Raw genomic sequence first — 18591 nt, forward strand, 5'->3', positions numbered from 1 at the left:
CTTGATTCGTTTACGCCTTTGCCGGCAAGGTGATACCGGGAAAAAGCTTGATTACTGCCGCATCGTCCTCGCCGCCAAAACCGGCGGCCGACGCCTGCATGAACATCTGGTGCGCCGTGGCCGACAGCGGTAATGGGAACACGCTTTTCTTCGCGTAATCGAGCACAATGCCCAAATCCTTGACGAAGATATTCACGGCCGACAACGGCGTGTAGTCGCCCTTCAGAATATGCGGCACGCGGTTCTGGAACATCCAGGAACTGCCGGCGCTGTTCGAAATGACTTCGTACAGGGCATCCGGATCGCAGCCGGCGCGCAAGCCCAGCGCCATCGCTTCGGCGGCGGCGGCGATATGCACGCCGGCCAGCAGCTGGTTGATCATCTTGACCTTGGAGCCCTGCCCCGGCTGTTCGCCCAGTCGATACAGCCTGGCGCAGATGGCGTCAAAAATGCCGGCACAGGCGTCAAATGCGTCGGGTGCGCCGGCTGCCATGACAGACATTTCGCCGGATGCAGCCTTGGCCGCGCCGCCGGAAATGGGCGCGTCGATGAAGCGCAGGCCCATGGCCGCCAGACGTGCGCCCAGCGCCTCGGCAAACTCCGGCGCCACGGTGGCGCAGGCGATCACCACGCTGCCGGGCGCCAGGGCGCTGGCTGCGCCGTGCTCGCCAAACAGCACGGCTTGCGTCTGCTGCGCATTGACGACGACGATCAGCAAGGCCTGCACCTGCGCCGCCAGCGCGGCAGGAGACACCGCCGCATGGGCGCCCTTGTCGACCAGCGTTTGCACGGTCTCGGGGCGCACGTCGCAGGCATGCACTTCGAAGCCAGCGCGCAGCAACGATTGCGCGATGCCCATGCCCATGGCGCCCAGGCCGATCACGCCCACTTTTTCGATTCTTGCGCTCATAATTTGCTCCCCTTGTTTATTTGTTCACCAGCTTGGCCGGCACCCGCATGATGATGAAGGCGCCAAACACCAGGATGCCCGCCAGCAGGTAGATGGCGATGTCGGTCGATTGCGTCAAATCCTTGATGGAACCGATCATGTACGGTGCCGCGAAGCCGGCCAGGTTGCCCACCGAATTGATGGCGGCGATGCCGGCAGCGGCCGAGACGCCGCCCAGGAAAGCCGTCGGCAGGCTCCAGAACATGGGCGAAGCAGCGAGGATGCCACCGGCGGCGATCGTCAGGAAGAAGATGGCCCAGCCCGTGTTGTGGGCGCCGGCCAGCGCGCTGCAGACGATGGCGGCGGCGCCGACGACCAGCGGGATGGCCATGTGCCAGCGCCGTTCGCGGTACTTGTCCGAGCTGCGGCCCAGCAGTATCATCGACGCCACTGCCACCGAATACGGGATCGCCGTAAAGAGACCAATATTGAGCACGCCCGTCACGCCGGCCGCCTTGATCAAGCTGGGTAGCCAGAAGGTCAGCGAATACTGGCCCATCACGCAGCAGAAATAGATCAGGGCCATGACCCAGATGCGCGGGTCGGCGAACATGGCGCGGATCGACGGGTGCGAGACCTTGCCCTGCGCTTCCGTGGCGATGCGCTGCTCGAGGATGACCTTTTCCTCTTCCGTCAGCCACTTCGCGGCGCGGATGCTGTTGTCCAGGTACAGCAGCACGGCCACGCCCATCAGCGCGGCGGGAATCGCTTCGAGCACGAACATCCACTGCCAGCCCGCATAGCCGTGCCAGCCGGCGAAGGTTTCCATGATCCAGCCCGACAGCGGACCGCCAATCAGGCCCGCCACGGGAATGGCGGCCATGAAGGTGCACACCATGCGTGCGCGGCGCTCGGACGGATACCAGTAGGTCAAATAAAGGATGATACCTGGGAAGAAGCCCGCCTCGGCGATGCCGAGCAGGAAGCGCATGACGTAGAACTGGGTCGGCGTGGTGACGAACATGAAGGCGCCCGAGATGATGGCCCAGGTGATCATGATGCGGGCGATCCACACGCGCGCGCCGATCTTGTGCAACATGACGTTGCTGGGCACTTCGAACAGGAAGTAGCCGAGGAAGAACACACCCGCGCCCAGGCCGTACACGGTTTCGGAAAACTGCAGGTCGGCCAGCATTTGCAGCTTGGCGAAGCCCACGTTCACACGGTCGAGGTAAGCGACGATGTAGCACAGCATGAGGAAGGGAATGATGCGCCAGGTCACCTTGCGGTAGACGGCGTCGTCGATGGTTTTCTGGCTGGCGGCCGCGCCAGCCGGCTGCCCGAGCAATGCTTGTGATACTTCCATGCTTGTCTCCTGATCACTGAGGGATCGACCGTGCCGGGTTTTTATCGTCCACCGGAGGTGGCTGGCAACTTGTCTAAAATTTGCATGGATGTATATTATGTGTGTGTTTTGTGTGTGTCAAGCTGTATATTCCATATAATGGCAAGCAGGCAAGCCCAATGAGAACCGTTAGCGCAAGGATGCACCCGATGGACCGCACGTTCAGCTTTACCCTTCCCGCGCCGGAGCCCGCTGCGGGCAGTTTCACCACCGGCACCCTGGGTGCGCGCGTTGCGGCCCGGCTGCGCCAGCAGCTCCACAACGATGGCCTGGCCGGCGGCACGCGTTTGCCATCGGAACAAGCCATGGCCAGTCACTTCGGCGTGAGCCGCACGGTGCTGCGCGAAGCCATCGCCCTGCTGCAGGCAGACGGCATCGTCGTCACGCGCAAGGGCAGCGGCACATTCGTGTGCGCGCAAGATGGCGCGAAGAGCGGTGAACGTGGCGACGCGCTGACGGAGCAATCGGTGCAATCGCTGTTGAACCTGATCGAGGTGCGGCAGGGACTGGAAGCGGAAATCGCCGCGCTGGCGGCCGTGCGGCGCACGCCGGGCCAGCTGGCCGATATCGAACATGCGCTGCGGCGCATCGAGGAAGCGGTGGCGGCCGGCGTCGATGGCGTGGAAGAAGACGTGCGCCTGCACCTGTGCATCGCCGAGGCGACGGGCAACCCCTACTGGCCGAAATTCGTCGCCATGTTCGCCGACCCGATCCGCTCGGCCGTCAAGGTGACGCGCGCGAATGAAGCGCGGCGCACGGACTTTTCCATCGAAGTGCGCCGCGAACATGAAAAAATCGTGCAGGCGATCGCCGATGGCGACCCGCAACGGGCGCGCCAGGCGGCCATGGAACACATGCAGCATGCGGCCGAACGCGTGCGCCTGGCCGACCGCGAATTCTGGCGCGGCGACGGCGGCGCGCTGGCGCGTACCCTGGGGCGCGACCCCATCATGCAGAAATAGCCCGCTCCCGTTCAGGGGTAGCTTGGTCGGCGCATCTGGAACAGGCTGTCCGGACCGATTTCAAAATAATCGGCCGGCCCGCCACCGCGCAATATCGGCGCAGCGGCTGCCGTGTCGTACACGCCATCTGTCAACAGATGGCGTGCGATGTGCACGCCCACCACCTCCCCCAGCACCAGCCAGCTGCCGACGCCTTCCCCATTTAACCCTTGCAGCTCGATGATCTGCGTGCGCCGGCATTCGAAGGACACGGGGCTTTCAGCCACGCGCGGCACCTTGACGATGCGCGAGGCGGCCGGCGTGAGGCCGGCCAGCGCGAATTCGTCGACCTCGGGCGGCGCCGGCGCGCAACTGGCATTCATGGCATCGGCCAATGGGCGGATCGCCAGGTTCCACACGAATTCGCCCGTCTGCTCGATATTGCGCAAGGTGTCCTTGCGGCCGATGCTGGAAAAACCGATCAGCGGCGGCGTGTAATTGAAGGCATTGAAAAAACTGTAGGGGGCCAGATTGAGCACGCCATCGCCGCTGCGCGTGGCGATCCAGCCGATCGGACGCGGCCCCACGATGGCGTTGAAGGGATCGTGCGGCAAGCCGTGGCCCTGCACAGGTTCATAAAAATGCATATCGTCGGCCATGCGTCTTCCTGTCATCACGGCGCACACAGCAGCGCGCCTGGAATGCCAGCTTAACAAAATCGTCGCACAGGCGCATTTTTCAGTACCCTGGGGGGGGCGTAATCCGCGCTCTGCCCGAAAGCTGTTTACAGTGCTGTTGCAAATTTGCATACTGGTGCCACCTTCATCACGGGAACCGTGGAACAGATGAGCACCGACCTTGCGCGACACGAGCATGATTTTTCTATCGGTCGTCGGCCCCAGGGCCGCTACATCGCCGCGATTGTCCTGCTGCACCTGGCGCTGTTCTGGGCGGCCACGCGGCCCGTGCACACAAGAACGGAACACGATGAGCGGGTCTGGCTGCAGCTGATGCCGCCACCGCCGACAATGAGAGGTTTCATTCCCCCCGCCGAACCCGCCCCTGCGCAAGCAGCCTTGGCGCCGGACAAGCAGCAAGACAACGCCTTGCTGGCCGAACCGGCACCTGCTGCGCCAAAGACCGGCGCCCTCTCGCTGGCGCAACAGGCGCTGCAGGCAGCCGGCGCCATCGACCGCCAGCTGCGCGCCGAGCATCCGCAGGAGTTCGTGGCGCCGCCCGATACGGCGCACTCGCGCTTGGCGAAAGGCTTCGCGGAAGCGCATGCGGCGGTCAAGCCGAAGTGGCTCGAAGCAGCGCGCATCGAACTGTGGAGTGCACCAAACGATCCCAAGCGCATCTATCGCGTCATCACGGCGACCGGTGAATACTGCATCTATTTACCGGACAAAGGCAACATGACGCTGAACCTGAGCGCGCGATCCGGCTACGCCGGTTTTGGCGAAGGGACTGCGGCGCCTTGTCCCATCAGGTTCTAACAAAGGGCGATGGTGCGTAGCGGGGGGCGGCCAGGCACTCGGAGGCCTGCATCGAATCGCTATGCCATCAGGCAAAAATAACACCTCCAGAATCTGGCGCTGCCAGCGGCGCCACTTGCGCTTCCGGACAGCGGGCGGGCCACGCATGCAAGCGGGAACAACCGGCGCACGAACGATCCGGATCGCTTGCATTGATCCTGTCATTGCACTATCGTTGCAGCACGCGCGTGTTGCCAACCTTGCACAGGAGATTCCATCGTGTCGCTCATACTCTACGGCCATCCCTTTTCTTCATACACGCAAAAGGTGCTCATTGCCCTGCACGAGAACGCCATACCGTTCGACTTCCGCTGCCTGGCGCCGGACATGCCGCAGCACTTGCAGCAGTGGCTGGAGCGCTGGCCGCTGCGCAAGTTTCCACTACTGGTGGATGGGGAACGCAACGTCGCCGAGACCAGCATCATCATCGAATACCTGCAACTGGCCCATCCCGGCCCGCTATGCCTGCTGCCGGACGACCCAATGCCGGCGCTGGAAGTACGATTTCTCGACCGCTATTTCGACCTGCACGTCATGACGCCCGTGCAGCATGCCGTCGGCGCCGCCCTGACAGGCGACCCGGCGAAGACCCGGGAAGGCCGCGCGTTTGCCGGAGAAAAGCTCGACCTCGCCTACGCCTGGCTGGAAACCCACCTGGCCGGCAAGACGTGGGCCGCCGGCGAACACTTCAGTCTGGCCGACTGCGCCGCCGCTCCCTCGCTGTTCTATGCGGATTGGACGCAGCCGATTCCCGCAACGCTGCCCCGGCTGCACGCCTACCGCGCGCGCCTGCTGGCCCGTCCATCGTTCGCCCGCGCGGTGGAAGAAGCACGCCCGTACCGCCACCTCTTTCCCCTGGGCGCGCCGCAGCGCGACTGACCCTGTTCAAGCCCCATCGCGTCCCGGCGTGAAGCAGTCCGGCCTGGCCAGACAGCGTGTTAGGCTGTTATGGCCAAGCGGGACCGCGCACGCAGCGCGACAATTGTATGGCGCGCCGCACCACGCCTCGCTTATGATGGCGCAACTCAACCTTTATCATTGCGCTACCGCCCATGCATACACTCACGCTGCACCAGAAAGTGTTCTTGCTCCTCTTGAGCATCGTCACCATCGGCTTCGGTTGGATACTGGCGCCGTATGCGGGCGCCATCTTCTGGGGCGTCGTCCTGGCGATCCTGTTCGCGCCCGTGTACCGCTGGCTGCTGCTGAAAACCAGGGGCCGCGCCGGCCTGGCGTCGCTGCTGACCTTGCTGCTCATCGTCGTCATCGTGATACTGCCGCTGTCGCTCATTTCCGTGTCGCTGGTGAACCAGGCGGCCAGCGTAGTGGAAATGGTGCGTTCGGGCGAAATCACGGTCGCCATGTTCTTCAATAAAATCATGGCGGTACTGCCGCAATGGTTGATCAACTTGCTCGACCGCTTCAACTTGACCAGCCTGGCCAGCCTGCAGGACAAGCTGGCCGAGGGCGCCACGCAGGTGAGCCAGGTGGTGGCGGTGAAAGCCATCAATGTGGGCCTGTACACCTTCGAATTCCTCACCAGCCTGTGCATCATGCTGTACCTGCTGTTTTTCCTCATGCGCGATGGCTCCGCCCTGTCGGCCCGCATCAAGGGCGCCGTGCCGCTGAGCCGCAAGTACAAGCAGCGCCTGTTCAGCAATTTCACCACGGTGATCCGCGCCACCGTGAAAGGCAACATCCTCGTGGCGATTGCCCAGGGCGCCCTCGGCGGCCTGGCGTTCTGGTTCCTGGATGTGCCCGCACCCCTGCTGTGGGCAGTGCTGATGGCTTTCCTGTCGCTGCTGCCGGCCGTCGGCGCCGCCCTCGTCTGGGCGCCAGTGGCCGTCTACTTCCTGGCCACGGGCGCCATCTGGCAAGGCGCAGGTCTGGCCGCCTTCGGCGTCTTCGTCATCGGCCTGGTCGACAACGTGCTGCGTCCCATCCTGGTGGGCAAGGATACCAAGATGCCCGACTACGTGGTGCTGCTGTCGACCGTGGGCGGCATGGCCCTGTTTGGCCTGAACGGCTTCGTCATCGGCCCCGTGGTGGCGGCCCTGTTCATCGCTTCGTGGGATCTGTTCGTCTCGGCCAGCGAATTCCAGGCCGAGGATTGAGGCGTGGTGAAGCGCAGTCAGCCAAACACCGGGCGGAAAAAACTGCGCTCATAACTGACGATGCAGCGCGTCTCTTCGGCATAGCGGAAAGCGGCCTGGCACTCGGCATTCTGCATCGAATCGCTGCGGTACTGCTCGTACAGGGCCAGGCTGGGAAACGAGAACATGGCCAGCGCCACGTTGCTGGCGCCTTCGGACGGCAGGAAATAGCCGTGGTGCTGGCCGCCGAAGCGTTCGACCAACGGTATCCACAGCTTGCCGTAGGCTTCGAATTCCCGCAGTTTGTACGGGTCGATGATGTAGCGCAAATAACAGGTAATCATGCGGTTTCCTTGTGAACGTTCAAATCCATCAACATGCCCGCTTCCCAGGAGCCGATGGCGGCCTGCGGAGAACCAGGCAGAAAGTCCAGCGCGCAGGGATACGTAAAAGCGTGTTGTGCCAAGACATCGAGCGCGGGCCAGCCGTAAAACAGCAGCTTGCCCTTGCCGATGCGTCCCAGTGCGCTGCCGTCGGGCAGCCAGCGCAAGGCGTTGCCCGTGCCGCCCCCCGCCTCCACGGGTACCTTGGCCAGACAGCTACCATCGGCCAGCGCATACATGGACAGGAACTCCGCGCCGCCGGCGTGGTGCAGCACGGCCAGATATTCCCCGTCCGGCGATGGTGCGCACGACATCATGCCTGGCAGGGATAGCACCGTGCGCCCGCCTCCGTCTTGCAAGGGCCAGTCCCACACGCTGCAGTAGTCGGGCGGCTGCACCTGCCCTTCGTCCACCGATTTGACGCCATGCTGGATCAGCAAGCGCCGCCAGCCATCGATGGCGTAGACACCGCGCAGCATCTCGCCAGGGTGCTCCTGCTTGAACAGCACCTCGCCTGTTGCCGCCGCGCGCAGCCGCAGGCGGCCATCCCAGCCGCCGTCGGCAAGATACTGCCCGCACGGCGACCACGCGGGGCCACAACCTTCACCATCCTTTTTGTTCTGGAAGTTCAGCAGCAACTGGCCCGCCTCGGCATCCACCACGGCCAGCTGGCCCGTCGTGCTCTTGATGGCGAGCCGGCTGCCATCGGGCGAGAAGGCCATGCCCGACATGTGCGCGATGAATTTTCCACGCCACAGTTTCTGGCGCGCCGCCACATCCCACAGCACCAGGTCGCGCCCCAGCGCGGCCAGGCGCGTGCCATCGGGCGAAAACTGCACGCCGTAGCTGCAGCCCAGTTTCAGGGGCTTCTGCGTTACCGTCATGGATGCGGCAAGCGGTACACCACGCTATCGAGGTCGTAATGGCGTTCCATGCCCGCGTACTGCATGCCCAGACGGGTCATGACCTTGATCGAGGCGGCGTTATCGGGATGGGCCACGGCCACCACCTCGGGCGCGCCGACGACGTCGAAGGCATGGGCGACGATGGCAGCGGCCGCTTCGCTGGCATAACCCTGCCCCCAGCTGGTCCGCGCCAGGCGCCAGCCGATTTCAAGGGGATTGGCCCTGTCGCCGCCAAGGTGCTGCAGGCAAGCCATGCCCACCAGAGCTCCATCGTCGAGACGGATCAGCGCCCACCAGGAATAACCCCATTCGGCCCAGCGTCCCATGGTACGGGCGATGGCCGCGCGCGTCACCTCTTCCGTTTCGGGCTGGCCCGCGTTCAGGTAAGTCATCACCTCGGGATCGGTGTTGAGGGTGCGCATGCGCTCGTAGTGGTTGTCGGTGATCGGTTCCAGGCGCAGGCGCGCCGTCGTCAGTATGGTCATCGCATTTCCTTGGACAAAAAAAAAGACGATACACGATCGTCTTTTTTTAGCAAGAGTGCAAGCGAATTACTTGCCTGCTTCGCCCTTCTTGATCCACGCCGCCAGCTGGTGCGGGCGCAAGCCGTCGTAGTCTTCGAACGGCTGATGGATCCACGGGTTGTGCGGCAGCTCGTCGAGGAAGTAGTCAGGACGCACGACGGAGCAGCCTTTCAGCCAGATCACGGCCGATTTGACTTCGGTCACGTCAGGGAAGTTTTCCTTCAGGTGACGCGTGACCTTGTCCAGCGTGACGCCCGAATCGGCCAGATCGTCGACCAGCAGGATGCGGCCAGCCAGCGGGCCCTTGGTCATGGTCATGTACTTGGCGATATCGAGGTCGCCGCGCACCGTGCCCGCGTCTTCGCGGTAGGAGCTGGTCGACAGGATGGCCAATGGCAAATCAAAGATGCGCGAGAACACGTCGCCAGGACGCACGCCGCCGCGCGCCAGGCACAATACCTGGTCAAATTTCCAGCCCGATTCGTAGACCTTGAGCGCCAGGCGCTCGATCAGGCGGTGGTACTCTTCCCAGTTGACCCAGAGATGTTGATCGTTCGATTGTGGGGTAGTCATGATAGTGAAATCTTATTATTAGCGTGATTAAAAAAATCCGCCTTGCGGCGGATTGTGTCCAGCAGCTTACTCGAATGGGTGGCGCAGCACGATCGTTTCTTCACGATCCGGACCGGTAGAAACCATGTCCACCGGCACGCCGACCAGTTCCTCGATGCGCTTGATGTAAGCGCGGGCTGTTGCGGGCAAGGCCGCCAGCGATTTCGCGCCGACCGTGCTTTCCGTCCAGCCTGGCATCTCTTCGTACACAGGTACGCAACGGGCGGCTTCTTCAGCGCCCGATGGGAAGATGTCCGTGGCCACGCCGTCGATGGTGTAGCCGGTGCACAGTTTCAGCGTTTCGATACCGTCCAGCACGTCCAGCTTGGTCAGGCACATGCCCGTCACGCCGTTGATCTGTACGGAACGGCGCAACAAGGCGGCGTCGAACCAGCCGCAGCGGCGGGCACGGCCCGTCACGGTGCCGAATTCATGGCCGACTTGCGCCAGGTGGTGGCCAACGCCTGCATCCGTTGGCAGTTCCGAAGGGAACGGGCCGGAACCGACGCGCGTCGTGTAAGCCTTGGTGATGCCCAGGATGTAGTGCAGCATGCCAGGACCGACGCCCGAACCGGCGGCGGCATTGCCGGCCACGCAGTTCGACGAGGTAACGAACGGATAGGTGCCGTGGTCGACGTCCAGCAGGGAACCCTGCGCGCCTTCGAACAGCAGGTTGGCGCCGGCCTTGTGCGCCTTGTACAGCGCGCTCGACACGTCGGTGACCATCGGACGCAGACGCGGCACATAGGCCAGCGCGTCGTCGAGGGTCTTCTGGTAATCGATGCGCGGAGCTTTCAGGTAGTGCTCCAGCACGAAGTTGTGGTAATCGAGGTTTTCCGCCAGTTTTTCAGCGAAACGGCTCTCGTTCAGCAGGTCGGCGACGCGGATGGCGCGGCGCGCCACCTTGTCTTCGTAGGCCGGGCCGATGCCCTTGCCGGTGGTGCCGATCTTGGCCGCGCCGCGCGCCGCTTCACGGGCCAGGTCGAGTGCCGAGTGGTAAGGCAGGATCACCGGTGCGGCGTCCGACACTTTCAGGCGCGAGGCGACTTCAACGCCGACGGCTTCGAGCTTGTCGATTTCGCGCAGCACGTCCGGCACGGAAACGACCACGCCGTTACCGATGTAGCAGGCGACGCCTGGACGCATGATGCCCGACGGGATCAGCTGCAGCGCGGTCTTGACGCCGCCGATGACCAGCGTGTGGCCTGCATTGTGGCCGCCCTGGAAGCGCACCACACCTTGGGCGTGATCGGTCAACCAATCGACGATCTTGCCTTTACCTTCATCGCCCCATTGGGTGCCGATGACAACAACGTTCTTTGCCATAATTTTCTTTGACATCACTCAACCTAAGTTTTTAAGAATCCAGCTACTACCATTATCGGCAAGTACCAGCACGCGATCGCACTCGAACTCGTCTTGTTCATTACTGTGACCCGGCATACTCTGGATCACGACCTCGCCCGCCTTGCGCAACTCGGCGATTTTTTCCTTCAATTCTGGCGCGCTGCCCCACGGCGCGCGGATCGAATGCTTCCGTTCCGCGGTCGGCAACAGGCGCGCCAGTTCGCGCAAATCGAGCGAGAAGCCGGTCGCGGGACGTGCCCGGCCGAACGCTTCGCCGACGTGGTCATAACGGCCGCCGCGCGCAACCGCGTTCGGCAAGCCAGGTACATACAGCGCAAACATCGCGCCACTTTCATATTGGTAGCCGCGCAGGTCGGCCAGGTCGATCGCCACTTCGGCGCGGCCCAGGGCGGATCCCGCCAGCGCGGCCAGCTCGGCCAGCGCTTTCAGCACGCCTGGCAGCGGCGGCAGCACTTCGCGCGCACGCGCCAGCACGTCGATATCGCCATACAGGTTCGGCAAGGCCAGCAGCGCATCGCGCGTGACGGGATCGTAGGCGGCGGTCAGCGCACGCAGGCCCGGCGCATCTTTCGCGCGCAGCAAGGTGTACAGCGCAGCCTCGTCGCGCACGGCAGCAGCGTCTTGCGCAATGATAGCGCGCAACAGGCCAACGTGCGACAAATCCAGGCGGACCGCGTCAAAACCGGCCAGTGCCAGCGAAGCGAGCGCCAGCTCCTGGATTTCGGCATCCGCTTCCAGGCCGGCGTGGCCATAGATTTCGGCGCCGATCTGCAGCGGTTCGCGGGTGGCGTGCAGACCCGATGGACGGGTATGCAGCACGCTGCCGGCGTAGCACAGACGGGTCACGGTGGCACGGTTGAGCAGGTGCGCGTCAATGCGCGCCACTTGCGTCGTCATGTCGGCACGCAGGCCGAGCATGCGGCCCGACAGCTGGTCGACCAGTTTGAACGTGCGCAAGTCGGTATCCTTGCCAGCGCCAGTCATCAGCGATTCCAGATACTCGAGCAACGGCGGCATCACCAGTTCATATCCGTACAGACGGAAATTATCCAGCATGAGGCGGCGCAGCTCTTCGATCTTGCGCGCTTCCGACGGCAGAACATCGGCAATATTTTCGGGCAAAAGCCAATTCGGCATGAGGGAGCGAGATACGGAAGAAAGTTGAAAGAATGCATCATGCGAGGCAGCGGCGGGCGCGCCAGGCAAGAGGCCGAACCTGATATTTTACGCGAAAACACGGGCCTTTAGGGATAAGTTGTCCGAATCGCTGCCGCACGGCCCTAAAAACACCGCATTTTACGCCTTCCCGCAACAGCATGGCGGGCACAAAAAAAACGGGGCCGGCGTCGATGCCGGCCCCGCTGCTGCTGCCACCCGGCCTTGCGGCCAGGTGCAGTCTGGATGCTGCCTTACTTCTTGGCCGAACCGCCTGCGCCGCCGCCCTTGAAGTACTTGAAGAATTCCGAACTCGGATCGACCACCATCACGTCGCCCTTGTCCTTGAAGGTGGCGCGGTAGGCTTCCAGGCTACGGTAAAACTTGTAGAACTCCGGATTCCGGCCAAACGCCTCCGCATAGATCTGCGATGCCTTGGCATCGCCCTCGCCGCGGATCTTCTCGGCTTCGCGATATGCTTCGGCCAGGATCACCGTGCGCTGCTTGTCGGCATCGGCGCGGATTTTCTCGGAGTCGGCCGAACCGGTCGAACGCAGCTCATTGGCCACGCGCACGCGCTCTGACTTCATGCGCTCGTACACGGAGTTGTTGATCTGCTCGACGTAATCGACACGCTTCAGGCGCACGTCGACGATTTCCACGCCGATGGCCTTGGCTTCCGCCGAGACCTTGGCCAGGATCGCTTCCATCACCTTGCCGCGCTGGCCCGAGATCACTTCGCGCACGGTGCGCTTGGTGATTTCATCGTTCAGCGCTGCCTTGACGATTTGCGACATGCGGTTGCGGGCCGGCTTTTCATCGCCGCCAAAGCTGCGGAAATACAGCCTTGGGTCGGCGATGCGCCACTTCACATAGGCGTCGACGAGGATGTTCTTCTTCTCGGCCGTGATGAAGCGTTCCGGCTCCGGCGTGTCCAGCGTCAGGATGCGCTTGTCCAGGTACAGCACATTCTGGAACGGTGGCGGCAGCTTGAAATACAGGCCCGGCGTGCTGATGACTTCCTTGACTTCGCCGAGGGCGAAGACGACCGCATACTTACGCTGGTCGACCACGAACACGGTCGAGGACAAGAGCATGATCGCGATAAAGCCCGCGATCAGGGCGGCTACGATACGGTTCATTAGCGGCTCTCCCGTTCACGCGAAGAGCGGCTGTCGCGGCGCGTATTGACTTCTACTGTCGGCATGGCTTCCTGTGGCAAAACGGTGTTGGCTGCGGGTGTCGCGGCAGCACGGGCGGCAGCGGCAGCGGCATCGGTGGCAGCCGTCTGGGCGATCAGCTTGTCGAGCGGCAGGTACAGCAGATTGCTGCCCGTCTTCGCGTCAACCATGACCTTGCTGGCACTGCTGAACACTTGCTGCATCGTTTCCAGGTACATGCGGTCGCGCGTGACGACCGGTGCCTTCTGGTACTCGACCAGCACCTGCTTGAAGCGCGACGCATTACCTGCGGCGTTCTCGGTCACCATCGCGCTGTAGGCTGCGGCCTCCTCCATCAGGCGGAAAGCAGCGCCGCGGGCTTTTGGAATGACGTCGTTGGCGTAAGCCTGGCCTTCATTCTTCTGGCGTTCGCGGTCCTGGCCAGCCTTGACGGCATCGTCGAAGGCGGCTTGCACCTGCTCCGGCGGCTGCACGGCTTGCATCGTCACGTTGGTGATGACGGCGCCAACCTTGTAGCGGTCGAGAATCTGCTGCATCAGCTGCTGCGTATCGTAAGCGACCTTTTCGCGGCCTTCGTACAGCACGAAGTCCATCTTGCTGCGGCCGACCACTTCGCGGATCGCCGTTTCGGCGACCTGGCGCAGGGTATCTTCCTGGTCGCGCGTGTTGAACAGCCAGGCGACGGGATCCTTCAGCGTGTATTGCACCGCGAACTGGATGTCGATGATGTTTTCATCGTCCGTCAGCATCAGCGACTCGCTGGCCTGCTTGTTGCGCAGCGACTGGCGGTAACCCACCTCCACCGTGCGCACCTGCGACACGTTGACGGTTTCGTCAGTCTGGAACGGGTACGGCCAGCGCCAGTTGAAACCGGCCGGCGTGGTATGGCTGTACTTGCCAAACGTGAGCACGACGCCGTTCTGGCCCTCTTGCACGATGAAGGCGCCGCTGGCGAGCCAGATGAAGACGGCGATCACGCCGACCACGCCGGCGGTGATGCCGGCGCCCTTCATGTCGGGACGCGGGCCACCGCCACCGCCGTTGTTATTGCCGCCGTTGTCGGGACGGTTCTTCTGTCCGAAAAAGGCGTTCAGGCGCTGATTGAAATCGCGCCACAACTGATCGAGGTCCGGTGGACCTTCGCCGGGCTTTTTGCCTTCTTGGGCTTTCTTGCCGTCGTCCTTGCGATTGCCCCAGCGGGGATCGTTCAGGGACAACTTCAAGCCTGTTTTTTTGAGTAGGGAGACAAGCATAACTATCGTGTTCCGACTTGGGAGTGGGTGGAAATCCTATCGTCCTCGCCAGGCTCTTCGTCCTGGTCCGGGGCGGCGCCATCGTGCTGGTCGTACTGACCGTCCAACTGATCTTCCTGCGGTGCTGCGTCGTTCTGATACAGGTGGGCCGAGCCGGGGGCCTTCCTGACCATCTCGACAATCGCATCGCGCAGCAGGTCGAGACCGCTGCCCTTCTGCGCACTGACGAAGACGCGACTGATCGTAGCATATTCATCGCGCTCCAACGATGGCTCCAGCCCGGCCGCATCGATCTTGTTCCACACGAGGATTTGCGGAATATGATCGGCGCCGATCTCTTTCAAGACCAGGTTGACCTGCTCGATCTGCTCCATGCGCACCGGCGACGCAGCGTCGACGACATGCAGCAGCAAATCGGCATGGATGGTTTCTTCGAGCGTGGCGCGGAAAGCGGCCACCAGTTGATGCGGCAATTCGCGCACGAAGCCGACCGTGTCGGAGATCACCACATTGCCCACTTCCTGGCCCAGGTAAACCCGGCGCGAGGTGGTGTCCAGGGTGGCGAACAACTGGTCGGCAACATACACGCCAGCCTTGGTCACGGCATTGAACAGGGTCGACTTGCCGGCATTGGTATAGCCGACCAGGGACACCGAGAATGTGTGATTGCGGCCGCGCGCGCGGCGCTGCGTTTCGCGCTGCTTGTGCAGCTTTTCCAGGCGGGCGCGCAAGGCCTTGACGCGGTCGCCGATCAGCCGGCGGTCGGTCTCGAGCTGCGTCTCGCCGGGACCGCGCAAGCCGATCCCGCCCTTTTGCCGCTCAAGGTGGGTCCAGCCGCGGATCAGGCGCGTGGCCAGATGCTGCAACTGGGCCAGCTCGACTTGCAGCTTGCCCTCGTGGCTCTTGGCGCGCTGCGCAAAGATGTCGAGGATCAGGCTGGTACGGTCGAGCACCCGCACATTCAGGCGCTTTTCCAGATTGCGCTGCTGAGCAGGTGACAGGGCGTGATTGAAGATGACGATTTCCAGACCATCGTTGACGACGACGTCGCCAATTTCATCGGCCTTGCCGCTGCCGACGAAATACGCGGAATCGGGACTGGAACGCTTGGCCGTGATGGTGGAAATCGGATCTGCACCAGCCGAACGCGACAACAGCATGAGTTCCTCCATGCTGGCGGCGAAGTCGCTGTGACCGAAGTCAACCCCGACTAGTGCCGCGCGCATGATGGCATCAGATAAGTTGCGGCGGACGCCGACGCCGATGCAAACGCATCAGCGCCGCTGGCGCGGACGGGGGCGATGGCGGGTGAAAGGCGCTGGGCCGTCAAGCTCAACGCTTTACTCCGCTTCAGGTTCAATATTGAGATTGACGGCACGGGCCGGTACCACTGTCGAGATGGCATGCTTGTACACCATCTGTGTCACCGTATTGCGCAGCAATACGACATATTGATCGAACGATTCGATATGGCCCTGCAATTTAATGCCATTGACCAGGTAGATCGAGACAGGAACATGCTCTTTGCGTAATGCATTGAGGAATGGGTCTTGTAACAGTTGCCCTTTGTTGCTCATAACAGCTCCGTTGTTTATGTTGTTGTGTAAGAATTGGAGGCGACTCGCTTGATTTCAAGTGCTCTCACACCTTTCATAGAAAGAAAGATGCGTCATAGCTACTGTAACCTGTTTTCACGATCGCTGTCGCGCATGGCGCATTAACACTTTCATTTCGTGCAAGAGCCATCAAATTGGCTGTCGGCGCCGCATTATCTCTGCGGCGCCTTAATATCCACTTAATCCAGCTGTTAAATCATTACTTGCTCGGCGTGCGTGCAAACGGGTTTTTACCCGTGCGCAGTTCGATGCGCAGCGGCGTGCCGACCAAGGCAAACGTATCGCGGAAATGTTTTTCCAGATAGCGCTTGTAGGGATCGCCAACAGCGTCGAGCGCATTGCCGTGAATGACGATCACAGGCGGGTTCATGCCGCCCTGGTGGGCATAGCGCAGCTTCGGACGGATCGAGCCCTTGCGGCGCGGCTCTTGCTTCTCCACGGCCTCGATCAGGGCGCGCGTCAGTTTCGGCGTCGACAGGTCGCACATGGCGGCCGCATACGCGGCGTTGAGCGACTTCATCAGTGGAGCGATGTTGGTGCCCTTCAGCGCCGAAATGAAATGCATCTGCGCGAACGACAGGAAATCGAGCTTGCGGTCGATATCGATCTTGATCTCGTCGCGTTCGTGCGATTGCAAACCATCCCATTTATTCACGGCCACCACCAGCGCGCGGCCCGATTCCAGGATGAAGCCGGCGATATGCGCGTCTTGCTCTGAAATATCCTGCTGCGCGTCGAGCATCAGCACCACCACGTTGGCTTCGGAAATTGACTGCAGGGTTTTCACCACCGAGAATTTCTCGATCGCTTCAAACACCTTGCCGCGGCGGCGGATACCGGCCGTGTCGATCAAGGTGTATTGCTGGCCATCGCGCTCGAACGGGATCTCGATCGAGTCGCGCGTCGTACCCGGCATGTCGAAGGCGATCACGCGCTCTTCGCCCAGCAGGGTGTTGATGAGCGTCGACTTGCCCACGTTCGGACGGCCGACGAGGGCAATCTTGATGCCGCGGTCGGTCTTTTCCAGCTCTTCAGGCTCATCCGGACGCTGCGCGAAGGCCAGGTCCAGCATCACTTCGACGAGGTCGTTGACGCCGTCGCCGTGCGCCGACGAGATCGCATACGGATCGCCCATGCCCAATTCATAGAATTCGGACACGACGGCCGTGTAGCGCATGCCTTCGCTTTTATTGACCACCAACAAGACCGGGCGACCGCTCTTGCGCAGGAAGTCGACGATGGTCTTGTCATGCGGGGTCAGGCCTTGGCGGCCGTCCACGATGAAGACCACCACGTCGGCCTCGGCCACGGCCTGCTTGGTCTGCAGTGCCATCTGGTGCATGATGCCTTCCTTGGCGACGGGTTCGAAACCACCCGTATCGATGACCAGGAAGGGACGTTCGCCGACACGGCCTTCGCCATAGTGACGATCGCGCGTCAACCCAGGCAAATCCGCCACCAGCGCATCGCGCGAGCGGGTCAGACGATTGAATAAAGTCGATTTCCCAACATTGGGTCGACCTACTAGTGCAATTACCGGCTTCATTGTATTACTCGACCGCGAGAGCGGTCACTGTCCCTGATTGGGTTTGAAAAATCAAATTCGAACCGGCAACAACGGGAGCCGAAACAATCGGGCTACCGTCGGTACTGAAACGACCTATTAATGCGCCATCTTCCCGTGACAGGAAGTGGATATAACCTTGATAGTCACCGACGGCGACGCTGCGACCAAAGGAGGCCGGCGTCGACAGGCGGCGGCGCGCCAGCGCCTCATTCTTCCAGGCGCTCTGGCCGCCTTCGCGGCTGAACGCCACCACGGCGCCCTGGGCGTCGGCGGCAAATACGAAACGCTGGTCGACGGCCACGCCCACATCGGACGAGATCGGCTTGGTCCAGCGCGGCACGCCCGTGGCTGCATCGAAGCAGCCCGCCTTGCCCTGGTACGTGACGGCGCACACTTCGCCTTCGAACACCACCGGCGTGCCGGCGATGTCGGAGACGCGCTCCAGTTCAGTGGCGCCACGCGGTTCGCTGACGACGATCTCCCAGCGTACCACACCGGTGGCGGCCGTCAGTGCCAGCAGCTTGCCGCCCGGCTGGGCCACATAGACATTCGCGCCGCCCAGCACCATGCCCGGCGCATTGCGCAAGGTCAGTGCCGGCGTAGCGCGCTGCACCGTCCACTTGCGCTCGCCCGTCTTGGCATCGAAGCCGACGATGCGGTTGTCCACGCTGCGCACCACGACCACGCCCTGCCCGACGACAGGCGGGGTCAGCACTTCGCTGGACGCCTGCGCCTTCCACAGTTGCTTGCCATCGGCATCAAAGGCCAGCACGGCGCCCTTGGCGGCGCCCACGACCACCAGCGCGCCATCGCTGCCGGCGCTGGAGGTGATGTCGCTGCCGGCCTTGATGCGCCACGTTTCACGGCCGCTGGCCGCATCCAGGCGCGCCAGCGCGCCATCGGCATTGACCACGTACAGGCTGTTGCCGGCCAGCGCAGGCGTAAAGGCGTACACGCCGGCCTTGCCGATCGAATACTTCCAGGCGTCGCGCACGGCAAGGCTCGATTTTAACTCCACCAGCTTGGCCGGTTCGACTTTCGGATCTTTCGAGGCAAACGGGTTCCAGGACGAGCAACCGGCCATCAGGGCCAACAGACTTGCAGCTACCAGCTTTTCAGTGACACGCATAAGTGTTATCCAACCTTTTTCTTGTACTTGTAAGG

The 18591-nt window shown here is 62.5% G+C and carries 19 protein-coding genes; 4 read left to right on the plus strand and 15 right to left on the minus strand.

Annotation, left to right across the window (positions count from 1 at the left end):
* Window positions 1–10: 10 nt before the first annotated feature.
* Together ltnD and ACQ4WP_RS05615 are read right to left on the minus strand one after the other, a co-directional pair.
* A complete protein-coding gene (gene ltnD, locus ACQ4WP_RS05610) occupies window positions 11–910 on the minus strand; it encodes an L-threonate dehydrogenase (RefSeq protein WP_436519057.1) in 900 nt (299 codons plus the stop codon).
* 16 nt (window positions 911–926) lie between these two features.
* A complete protein-coding gene (locus ACQ4WP_RS05615; RefSeq protein WP_436519058.1) occupies window positions 927–2255 on the minus strand; it encodes an MFS transporter in 1329 nt (442 codons plus the stop codon).
* Between the two features lie 188 nt (window positions 2256–2443).
* Here ACQ4WP_RS05615 and ACQ4WP_RS05620 point away from each other — a divergent pair, with 188 nt between their 5' ends.
* Window positions 2444–3256, plus strand: coding sequence for a FadR/GntR family transcriptional regulator (locus ACQ4WP_RS05620; protein WP_436519059.1), 813 nt, complete (start codon window positions 2444–2446; stop codon window positions 3254–3256).
* Window positions 3257–3267: 11 nt separating this feature from the next.
* Here the strand turns inward: ACQ4WP_RS05620 and ACQ4WP_RS05625 are convergent, their stop codons facing one another.
* Entirely contained in the window at window positions 3268–3894 is a 627-nt protein-coding gene (locus ACQ4WP_RS05625) for a flavin reductase family protein (RefSeq protein ID WP_436519060.1), read from the minus strand.
* Window positions 3895–4080: 186 nt separating this feature from the next.
* Here ACQ4WP_RS05625 and ACQ4WP_RS05630 point away from each other — a divergent pair, with 186 nt between their 5' ends.
* The 3 genes from ACQ4WP_RS05630 to ACQ4WP_RS05640 all read left to right on the plus strand — a co-directional run bounded on the left by ACQ4WP_RS05630 (window position 4081) and on the right by ACQ4WP_RS05640 (window position 6884).
* Complete coding sequence (locus ACQ4WP_RS05630; protein WP_436519061.1) at window positions 4081–4731, plus strand: hypothetical protein; 651 nt, start codon at window positions 4081–4083, stop codon at window positions 4729–4731.
* 258 nt (window positions 4732–4989) lie between these two features.
* Window positions 4990–5649, plus strand: a complete 660-nt coding sequence (locus ACQ4WP_RS05635; protein ID WP_436519062.1) for a glutathione S-transferase family protein — start codon at window positions 4990–4992, stop codon at window positions 5647–5649.
* A 173-nt stretch (window positions 5650–5822) separates the two neighbouring features.
* A complete protein-coding gene (locus ACQ4WP_RS05640) occupies window positions 5823–6884 on the plus strand; it encodes an AI-2E family transporter (protein WP_436519063.1) in 1062 nt (353 codons plus the stop codon).
* 17 nt (window positions 6885–6901) lie between these two features.
* Here the strand turns inward: ACQ4WP_RS05640 and ACQ4WP_RS05645 are convergent, their stop codons facing one another.
* From ACQ4WP_RS05645 to bamB, 12 genes are all read right to left on the minus strand, one after another.
* Window positions 6902–7207, minus strand: coding sequence for an NIPSNAP family protein (locus ACQ4WP_RS05645; protein WP_436519064.1), 306 nt, complete (start codon window positions 7205–7207; stop codon window positions 6902–6904).
* On the minus strand, window positions 7204–8130 hold the full coding sequence (locus tag ACQ4WP_RS05650; protein ID WP_436519065.1) for a WD40 repeat domain-containing protein: 927 nt from the start codon (window positions 8128–8130) through the stop codon (window positions 7204–7206). Before ACQ4WP_RS05650 ends, ACQ4WP_RS05645 begins: the two co-directional genes overlap by 4 nt.
* Window positions 8127–8636, minus strand: coding sequence for a GNAT family N-acetyltransferase (locus ACQ4WP_RS05655; protein WP_436519066.1), 510 nt, complete (start codon window positions 8634–8636; stop codon window positions 8127–8129). The genes ACQ4WP_RS05650 and ACQ4WP_RS05655 overlap by 4 nt, the downstream gene beginning before the upstream one ends.
* A 66-nt stretch (window positions 8637–8702) precedes the next feature.
* Window positions 8703–9248: a phosphoribosyltransferase gene (locus tag ACQ4WP_RS05660; protein WP_034752020.1), complete on the minus strand. Its 546-nt coding sequence runs from the start codon at window positions 9246–9248 to the stop codon at window positions 8703–8705.
* A gap of 66 nt (window positions 9249–9314) precedes the next feature.
* A complete protein-coding gene (locus ACQ4WP_RS05665; RefSeq protein ID WP_034789024.1) occupies window positions 9315–10628 on the minus strand; it encodes an adenylosuccinate synthase in 1314 nt (437 codons plus the stop codon).
* 3 nt (window positions 10629–10631) lie between these two features.
* Window positions 10632–11792 carry an ATP phosphoribosyltransferase regulatory subunit gene (locus tag ACQ4WP_RS05670; RefSeq protein ID WP_141170198.1) on the minus strand — a complete coding sequence of 387 codons (1161 nt, stop codon included), beginning with the start codon at window positions 11790–11792 and terminating at the stop codon, window positions 10632–10634.
* 272 nt (window positions 11793–12064) lie between these two features.
* Window positions 12065–12952, minus strand: coding sequence for a protease modulator HflC (hflC, locus tag ACQ4WP_RS05675; RefSeq protein ID WP_436519067.1), 888 nt, complete (start codon window positions 12950–12952; stop codon window positions 12065–12067).
* Complete coding sequence (gene hflK, locus ACQ4WP_RS05680; RefSeq protein ID WP_070254060.1) at window positions 12952–14244, minus strand: FtsH protease activity modulator HflK; 1293 nt, start codon at window positions 14242–14244, stop codon at window positions 12952–12954. The genes hflC and hflK overlap by 1 nt, the downstream gene beginning before the upstream one ends.
* Window positions 14245–14246: 2 nt before the next feature.
* Window positions 14247–15470, minus strand: a complete 1224-nt coding sequence (hflX, locus tag ACQ4WP_RS05685) for a GTPase HflX (protein ID WP_436519068.1) — start codon at window positions 15468–15470, stop codon at window positions 14247–14249.
* Window positions 15471–15584: 114 nt separating this feature from the next.
* Window positions 15585–15821 (minus strand): RNA chaperone Hfq, encoded by a 237-nt coding sequence (hfq, locus tag ACQ4WP_RS05690; RefSeq protein WP_010399872.1) that lies wholly within the window; start codon window positions 15819–15821, stop codon window positions 15585–15587.
* A 238-nt stretch (window positions 15822–16059) separates the two neighbouring features.
* The gene (der, locus tag ACQ4WP_RS05695) at window positions 16060–17406 is read right to left on the minus strand and encodes a ribosome biogenesis GTPase Der (RefSeq protein ID WP_010399874.1); all 1347 of its coding nucleotides are present in this window, start codon (window positions 17404–17406) and stop codon (window positions 16060–16062) included.
* 4 nt (window positions 17407–17410) lie between these two features.
* Entirely contained in the window at window positions 17411–18556 is a 1146-nt protein-coding gene (gene bamB, locus ACQ4WP_RS05700) for an outer membrane protein assembly factor BamB (RefSeq protein ID WP_436519069.1), read from the minus strand.
* Between the last annotated feature and the right edge of the window lie 35 nt (window positions 18557–18591).

The sequence above is a fragment of the Janthinobacterium lyxosi genome (assembly GCF_051380665.1).
GTDB lineage: Bacteria > Pseudomonadota > Gammaproteobacteria > Burkholderiales > Burkholderiaceae_D > Janthinobacterium.

Excerpts from the sequence above, each read along its gene's own strand:
- ltnD (WP_436519057.1), bottom strand. The coding sequence starts at position 910 with ATGAGCGCAAGAATCGAAAAAGTGGGCGTGATCGGCCTGGGCGCCATG.
- ACQ4WP_RS05615 (WP_436519058.1), bottom strand. The coding sequence starts at position 2,255 with ATGGAAGTATCACAAGCATTGCTCGGGCAGCCGGCTGGCGCGGCCGCC.
- ACQ4WP_RS05620 (WP_436519059.1), top strand. The coding sequence starts at position 2,444 with ATGGACCGCACGTTCAGCTTTACCCTTCCCGCGCCGGAGCCCGCTGCG.
- ACQ4WP_RS05625 (WP_436519060.1), bottom strand. The coding sequence starts at position 3,894 with ATGGCCGACGATATGCATTTTTATGAACCTGTGCAGGGCCACGGCTTG.
- ACQ4WP_RS05630 (WP_436519061.1), top strand. The coding sequence starts at position 4,081 with ATGAGCACCGACCTTGCGCGACACGAGCATGATTTTTCTATCGGTCGT.
- ACQ4WP_RS05640 (WP_436519063.1), top strand. The coding sequence starts at position 5,823 with ATGCATACACTCACGCTGCACCAGAAAGTGTTCTTGCTCCTCTTGAGC.
- ACQ4WP_RS05645 (WP_436519064.1), bottom strand. The coding sequence starts at position 7,207 with ATGATTACCTGTTATTTGCGCTACATCATCGACCCGTACAAACTGCGG.
- ACQ4WP_RS05650 (WP_436519065.1), bottom strand. The coding sequence starts at position 8,130 with ATGACGGTAACGCAGAAGCCCCTGAAACTGGGCTGCAGCTACGGCGTG.
- ACQ4WP_RS05655 (WP_436519066.1), bottom strand. The coding sequence starts at position 8,636 with ATGACCATACTGACGACGGCGCGCCTGCGCCTGGAACCGATCACCGAC.
- ACQ4WP_RS05660 (WP_034752020.1), bottom strand. The coding sequence starts at position 9,248 with ATGACTACCCCACAATCGAACGATCAACATCTCTGGGTCAACTGGGAA.
- ACQ4WP_RS05665 (WP_034789024.1), bottom strand. The coding sequence starts at position 10,628 with ATGTCAAAGAAAATTATGGCAAAGAACGTTGTTGTCATCGGCACCCAA.
- ACQ4WP_RS05670 (WP_141170198.1), bottom strand. The coding sequence starts at position 11,792 with ATGCCGAATTGGCTTTTGCCCGAAAATATTGCCGATGTTCTGCCGTCG.
- hflC (WP_436519067.1), bottom strand. The coding sequence starts at position 12,952 with ATGAACCGTATCGTAGCCGCCCTGATCGCGGGCTTTATCGCGATCATG.
- hflK (WP_070254060.1), bottom strand. The coding sequence starts at position 14,244 with ATGCTTGTCTCCCTACTCAAAAAAACAGGCTTGAAGTTGTCCCTGAAC.
- hflX (WP_436519068.1), bottom strand. The coding sequence starts at position 15,470 with ATGCGCGCGGCACTAGTCGGGGTTGACTTCGGTCACAGCGACTTCGCC.
- hfq (WP_010399872.1), bottom strand. The coding sequence starts at position 15,821 with ATGAGCAACAAAGGGCAACTGTTACAAGACCCATTCCTCAATGCATTA.
- der (WP_010399874.1), bottom strand. The coding sequence starts at position 17,406 with ATGAAGCCGGTAATTGCACTAGTAGGTCGACCCAATGTTGGGAAATCG.
- bamB (WP_436519069.1), bottom strand. The coding sequence starts at position 18,556 with ATGCGTGTCACTGAAAAGCTGGTAGCTGCAAGTCTGTTGGCCCTGATG.